Here is a 5,777-nt window from a genome sequence, read left to right as displayed (position 1 = left end):
GGCCCGTTTCTCTCGGGTCAGGACCGATCGCTTCCGACTGACAGAACCCAGGGTTCCCCGATGCAACAGGTCGTGCTGGTGATTCACTTGATGCTCGCGGTCGCGCTCATCGCCGTCGTGCTGATGCAGCGCAGCGAGGGCGGTGGCATCGGTCTCGGCACCGCCGGCAGCGGCGGCATGGGCGGGTTCCTCTCCGGCCGCGGCCAGGCGAACCTCCTGACGCGCACGACCGCGATCATCGCCGGCTGCTTCATCGCCACCAGCATCCTGCTGGCGCTCCTGGCACGCCACGGCACGGGGCCGGTCTCGATCTTCGAGCAGACCACGGCACCGGCCACGCAAGAGGCGCCGCTGCAGCCGACCGACTCGGGCACGACCACGCCGACGACTCCAACGGCGCCCAGCGTCCCGCTCGGACAGCAGTAGCCGCTCCAGAATTTCAAGGGTTTCCGCGGCTCGCGCGCTGCATGGGCGCCATGCGCGCGGCTGTGCTTGCGAGCCGGGTTCAAATCGAGGGATAAAGGTCTCCCATGACGCGGTTCATATTTGTCACCGGCGGCGTGGTCTCCTCTCTCGGCAAAGGACTCTCCGCAGCAGCTCTCGGCGCGCTTCTTCAAGCGCGCGGATTCAAGGTGCGTCTGCGCAAGCTGGACCCCTATCTCAATGTCGATCCGGGCACGATGAGCCCGACCCAGCATGGCGAGGTCTATGTCACCGACGACGGGGCCGAAACCGACCTCGACCTCGGCCATTACGAGCGCTTCACCGGCGTCGCCTCGCGGCGCAGCGACAATGTCACCTCGGGGCGCATCTATTCGACCGTGATCGCGCGCGAGCGGCGCGGCGACTATCTGGGCGCCACCGTCCAGGTCATTCCCCACGTCACCGACGCCATCAAGGATTTCGTCACCGCCGACCTTCATGGCGAGGACTTCCTGATCTGCGAGGTCGGCGGCACGGTCGGCGACATCGAGAGCCTGCCGTTCCTCGAAGCGATCCGACAGCTTGGCAACGAACTGGGGTCGGAGCGCTCGATGTTCGTGCATCTGACGCTGGTGCCCTGGATCCCCTCGGCCGGCGAGCTCAAGACCAAGCCAACCCAGCATTCGGTCAAGGAGCTGCAGAGTGTCGGTATCCGGCCGGACATTCTGCTCTGCCGTTGCGATCGGCCGATCTCGCCCGAATCCCGGCGCAAGATCGCGCTGTTCTGCAATCTGCGCCCCGAAGCCGTGATCCCGGCACTGGATGTGGACACGATCTATCAAGTGCCGATCGCCTATCACGAGCAGGGCTTCGACATCGAAGTTTGCCGGCATTTCAAGCTCGAGACCAAGGAGCCGACGCTCGCCAATTGGCATCACGTCGTGACCCGCGTGCGCGAGCCGGAGAGCAATGTTCAGATCGCCGTGGTGGGCAAGTACACGGCCCTGCTCGACAGCTACAAATCATTGGCCGAAGCGCTCACCCATGGCGGCATCGCCAACAACGCCAAGGTCAAGCTCAACTGGATCGATTCCGAGATCTTCGAGCGCGAGGACGCGGTCCATCATCTCGAGGACGTCAACGGCATCCTGGTGCCGGGCGGCTTCGGCGAGCGCGGGGCCGAGGGCAAGATCGCGGCGGCGCGGTTCGCGCGCGAGCGCAAGGTGCCCTATTTCGGCATCTGCTTCGGCATGCAGATGGCGGTGATCGAGGCGGCGCGGCATCTGGCCGGCGTCGAGCGCGCGGGCTCGACCGAGTTCGGGCCTTGCGCCGATGCGGTGGTCGGGCTCATGACCGAATGGGTCAAGGGCAACCAGGTCGAACGGCGCACCTCCAACAGCGATCTCGGCGGCACGATGCGGCTCGGCGCCTATGACTGTAATTTGGCGGAGGGCAGCCAGGTCGCCGACATCTACGGCAAGCTCCATATCAGCGAGCGGCATCGCCATCGCTACGAGGTGAACATCAACTACAAGGACCGGCTGGAGCAGGTGGGCCTGCGCTTCTCCGGCATGTCGCCGGACGGCATCCTGCCCGAGATCGTCGAGATCCCGGAGCATCCCTGGTTCATCGGCGTGCAGTTCCATCCGGAGCTGAAATCCAAGCCCTTCGAACCGCATCCGCTCTTCACCGCCTTCATCCACGCCGCCCTCGAGCAGAGCCGGTTGGTGTAGGCGGCGCGGTCCCTCTATGCTTGTCATGCCCGGACTTGATCCGGGCATCCAGGGGACGGCCCGCGGACCGTGGCATTGCCCCTGGACCCTCGGGTCAAGCCCGAGGGTGACAGAACGAAACGAACGATCGGACAAACGCCATGACCCAGCAACGCCACGTCCATGTCGGTCAGGTGACCTTCGGCAACGACAAGCCCTTGTCGCTGATCGCGGGGCCCTGCCAGCTCGAATCCCGGGCCCACGCCCATGAGATGTGCCAGGCGCTCTCGGAGCTGACGGCCAAGCTCGGCATCGGCCTCGTCTACAAGACCTCGTTCGACAAGGCGAACCGCACCAGCCTCAAGGGCGAGCGCGGCCTGGGCATGGCGAAGAGCCTGCCGATCATGGCCGAGCTGCGCGAGACCTATGGCTGCCCGATCCTGACCGACATCCATTCGATCGATCAGTGCGCGCCCGTGGCCGAAGCGGTCGACATCCTGCAGATCCCCGCCTTCCTCTGCCGCCAGACCGACCTGCTGCTGGCCGCCGGCGAGACCGGCAAGACCATCAATGTGAAGAAGGGCCAGTTCCTGGCGCCCTGGGACATGAAGAACGTCGTGGCCAAGATCGCCTCGACCGGCAACCAGAACATCCTCCAGACCGAGCGCGGCGTCTCCTTCGGCTACAACACGCTGGTCTCCGACATGCGCAGCCTGCCGATCATGGCCGAGAGCGGCTATCCGGTGGTGTTCGACGCGACCCATTCGGTGCAGCAGCCGGGCGGGCAGGGGACGTCGACGGGCGGGCAGCGCGAATTCGTGCCGGTGCTGGCGCGCGCGGCGGTCGCGGTCGGCGTCGCCGGCGTCTTCATGGAGACCCACCAGGATCCCGACCATGCGCCGTCGGACGGTCCCAACATGGTGCCCCTGAAGCAGATGCCGGCGCTGCTGCAGCAGTTGATGGCGTTCGATAAGGTCGCCAAGGCCGCAGCCTGAAGAGCGGCCGCGACGGGCCTGTCCCGACTGTAATTTGCGGCCGACACCGCGACGCCACTAGCATCGAGCCGATCCTGAGGGAATTGCTCGATGCGATGGGTTTCGCCGCTGTCGGCGCTATTCGCCATTCTGGTCGCCATCGCGCCGGTTCACGCGGCCGGTCGGATCGGTCTGGTGCTGATGCATGGCAAGACCGGCATGCCGACGCAGCTCGCCAAGCTCGCGGCGGCGCTGAAGGCGTCAGGCTATATCGTCGAATCACCCGAGATGTGCTGGTCGAAGACCCGGATCTTCGACAGACCCTTGGCGGATTGCATGGCCGAGATCGAGAAGGCCGTTGGTGATCTGAAGGCCCAAGGGGCCACGAAGATCGTCGTCACCGGTATGAGCCAGGGCGGTGCGGTTGCCCTCTATTACGGCGCCACTCATAGCGAGCTGGCGGGTATCGTCGCGCTGGCGCCCGCTGCCGATCCGGTCGATCCCTCGCCCTATCCCGATTTCATCCGAAGCCGCAAGACAGCCCAGCAAATGGCGGAGGCAGGGCAGGGCCAGACCGTCAGCGATTTCTTCGATGTGGTGAACGGCAAGACCGTTCCCATTCGTGCCAGCCCGAACAGCTTCCTGAGCTTCCATGGTCTCGACAGCCCCATCGTCACGATCAAGGCGATGATGACGACGGTGCTGCCGAAATTGACGATCCCGCTCTTGTGGGTCTCGGGGACGCGCGACAACGGCCAGCGCATCGCCGACAAGGCCTTTGCGACCGTGCCCGGCAATCATCTCGACCGCCACGAAACAGTCGATGCGGATCATGTGGAAACGCCCGATGCCTCGATCGCCGTGGTCGAGGATTGGTTGAAGACGCTGCAGTGATCCGAGGGCGGCCTCTCAGCCGCCCTGGTCTTCTCCCGTCAGCCTGCGATTGGCCTCGCCCAGCGAGCTTTTCTGCCGATGCGCCGCATCGAAGTTCGCCGGGTCGAGCCAGCGCTCGAAATTCTCGCGGATCGCCGGCCATTCGTGATCCATGATCGCGTACCAGGCGGTGTCGCGATTGCGGTTCTTGGTGATGATGTGCTGGCGGAAGATGCCCTCGAAGCGGAAGCCGAAATGCAGGGCGGCCGCGCGCGATGGCTTGTTCAGGGAATCGCATTTCCATTCGAGCCGCCGATAGCCCAGATCGTCGAACACATGGCGGAACATGAGATACATCGCCTCGCGCGGCAGACGCGTGCGCTGCGTCTTCGGCTCGTACCAGATATGGCCGACCTCGATCACGCCCTGGCTGGGGCGGATATTGAGGAAGCTCAGCATGCCTTTGGGATCGCCCGTCGCGACGTCGATCACGGTATAGAATTGCGGCTCGGTCAGCGGCGCCTGGGATTCGAGCCAGGCCATGAAGGCGGCTTCGCTGTCCCAGGGACCGTAGGGCATGTAGGTCCAAAGTTGTTTGGTCGCCTCGTCAACATGGCTCTGAACATAGAGTCGATGTCCGTGACGCTTCGGATCCACCAGCTCGAGACGCACATAGCGGCCTTCGAGCGATCCGTGGATCGGCGGTTTGCCGGAGGGAAATTTCGTCAGGGTCGGGCCAACGGGCAACATCGGGTCTTTTTCTCCGGTTCGGGCGCGGCGTGGGTTGCAGAGCCGACAAACTAGCGCGAGGCTGAGGCTCCTGTCGAACCGGCTGGAAAGGCGACAACGCAGGCCCCATGGATCGCCGATTCCGTCACCCCCGAGCCGCCGCATCCGAGAGAGGAAATCAAGCATGGAGATGGTTCAGCATTTTCGGTCCATGGCACGAAACAACGCCTGGTCAAACTATCGGCTGCACAAGGCCTGCGCAGGTTTGACCGAGGAGGAATTCAACCGGAAGCGGGTGAGCTTCTTCCCGTCGCTGCCGCTGACCATGCTGCATATCCTGGAGGTCGACTGGCTCTATCTGGACCAGCTCGAGGCGACGCCGACGGACCGCGATGCCATGGACTACAACCTGCCTTACCGGATGCTGGCCGAGCTGACCCCGGCGCAGCAGGCGATGGACCTGCGGCTGATTGCCTATTGCGAGCGGCTGACTGCGCAGACTATCGATGCGCCCGTGGTCATTCGCAGAGCCGATGGATACCGGCCGGTCAATCCCGCCTCGGCAGTCCTGAGCCACCTCTTCGTCCATCAAATCCATCACCGTGGTCAGGTTCACGCCATGCTGGCCGGAGCCTCCGTGCCGCCGCCGCAACTCGATGAATTCTTCCTGATCGAGGATCAGCCCCTGCGCGCGCCCGATCTGGCCGCGCTTGAGTTGCCCTGATCGCGGCCCTATAAGCGGCCGGTAACGGCACCGGCACCGCTGTCCTGGCACCGGCCGGGCCACCACGGAATCGTCATATTGGAAGGGGACCTTTCACCCATGTCCGCCATTCTCGACATCAGCGGCCGCGAGATTCTCGACAGCCGCGGCAATCCCACGGTCGAGGTCGACATCCTGCTCGAAGACGGTTCGCTCGGCCGCGCCGCTGTGCCCTCGGGCGCATCGACGGGCGCGCATGAGGCGGTCGAGTTGCGCGACGGCGACAAGTCGAAATATCAGGGCAAGGGTGTGCTGAAGGCCGTCGAGGCGGTCAACACCGAGATCTTCGACGCGATCGGCGGC

The 5,777-nt window shown here is 64.6% G+C and carries 6 protein-coding genes and 1 pseudogene; 6 read left to right on the top strand and 1 reads right to left on the bottom strand.

Going from position 1 to position 5,777, the window contains the following annotated elements:
* Positions 1-60 precede the first annotated feature (60 nt).
* From secG to ACREE8_RS18270, 4 genes are all read left to right on the top strand, one after another.
* Positions 61-426: a preprotein translocase subunit SecG gene (gene secG / locus ACREE8_RS18285; RefSeq protein ID WP_431574438.1), complete on the top strand. Its 366-nt coding sequence runs from the start codon at positions 61-63 to the stop codon at positions 424-426.
* A 104-nt stretch (positions 427-530) separates the two neighbouring features.
* On the top strand, positions 531-2,156 hold the full coding sequence (locus ACREE8_RS18280; RefSeq protein ID WP_431574437.1) for a CTP synthase: 1,626 nt from the start codon (positions 531-533) through the stop codon (positions 2,154-2,156).
* 140 nt (positions 2,157-2,296) lie between these two features.
* On the top strand, positions 2,297-3,130 hold the full coding sequence (gene kdsA, locus ACREE8_RS18275) for a 3-deoxy-8-phosphooctulonate synthase (RefSeq protein WP_431574436.1): 834 nt from the start codon (positions 2,297-2,299) through the stop codon (positions 3,128-3,130).
* Positions 3,131-3,220: 90 nt separating this feature from the next.
* A complete protein-coding gene (locus ACREE8_RS18270; protein WP_431574435.1) occupies positions 3,221-4,003 on the top strand; it encodes an alpha/beta hydrolase in 783 nt (260 codons plus the stop codon).
* Between the two features lie 15 nt (positions 4,004-4,018).
* On the opposite strand, the gene ACREE8_RS18265 is transcribed toward ACREE8_RS18270, so the two are convergent.
* Entirely contained in the window at positions 4,019-4,732 is a 714-nt protein-coding gene (locus ACREE8_RS18265) for a GNAT family N-acetyltransferase (RefSeq protein WP_431574434.1), read from the bottom strand.
* 163 nt (positions 4,733-4,895) lie between these two features.
* Between ACREE8_RS18265 and ACREE8_RS18260 the strand changes: the two genes are divergently transcribed.
* Both ACREE8_RS18260 and eno read left to right on the top strand, forming a co-directional pair.
* Positions 4,896-5,435, top strand: coding sequence for a DinB family protein (locus ACREE8_RS18260; protein WP_431574433.1), 540 nt, complete (start codon positions 4,896-4,898; stop codon positions 5,433-5,435).
* A gap of 99 nt (positions 5,436-5,534) precedes the next feature.
* Positions 5,535-5,777, top strand: a pseudogene (gene eno / locus ACREE8_RS18255) (phosphopyruvate hydratase); the annotation flags it as partial.

Origin of the sequence: Hypericibacter sp. (assembly GCF_050729195.1) — a bacterium.
Classification (GTDB): Bacteria; Pseudomonadota; Alphaproteobacteria; order Dongiales; family Dongiaceae; genus Hypericibacter.
This window is presented reverse-complemented; position numbering and strand designations above follow the sequence as displayed.

Excerpts from the sequence above, each read along its gene's own strand:
- ACREE8_RS18260 (WP_431574433.1), top strand. The coding sequence starts at position 4,896 with ATGGAGATGGTTCAGCATTTTCGGTCCATGGCACGAAACAACGCCTGG.
- secG (WP_431574438.1), top strand. The coding sequence starts at position 61 with ATGCAACAGGTCGTGCTGGTGATTCACTTGATGCTCGCGGTCGCGCTC.
- ACREE8_RS18265 (WP_431574434.1), bottom strand. The coding sequence starts at position 4,732 with ATGTTGCCCGTTGGCCCGACCCTGACGAAATTTCCCTCCGGCAAACCG.
- ACREE8_RS18280 (WP_431574437.1), top strand. The coding sequence starts at position 531 with ATGACGCGGTTCATATTTGTCACCGGCGGCGTGGTCTCCTCTCTCGGC.
- kdsA (WP_431574436.1), top strand. The coding sequence starts at position 2,297 with ATGACCCAGCAACGCCACGTCCATGTCGGTCAGGTGACCTTCGGCAAC.
- ACREE8_RS18270 (WP_431574435.1), top strand. The coding sequence starts at position 3,221 with ATGCGATGGGTTTCGCCGCTGTCGGCGCTATTCGCCATTCTGGTCGCC.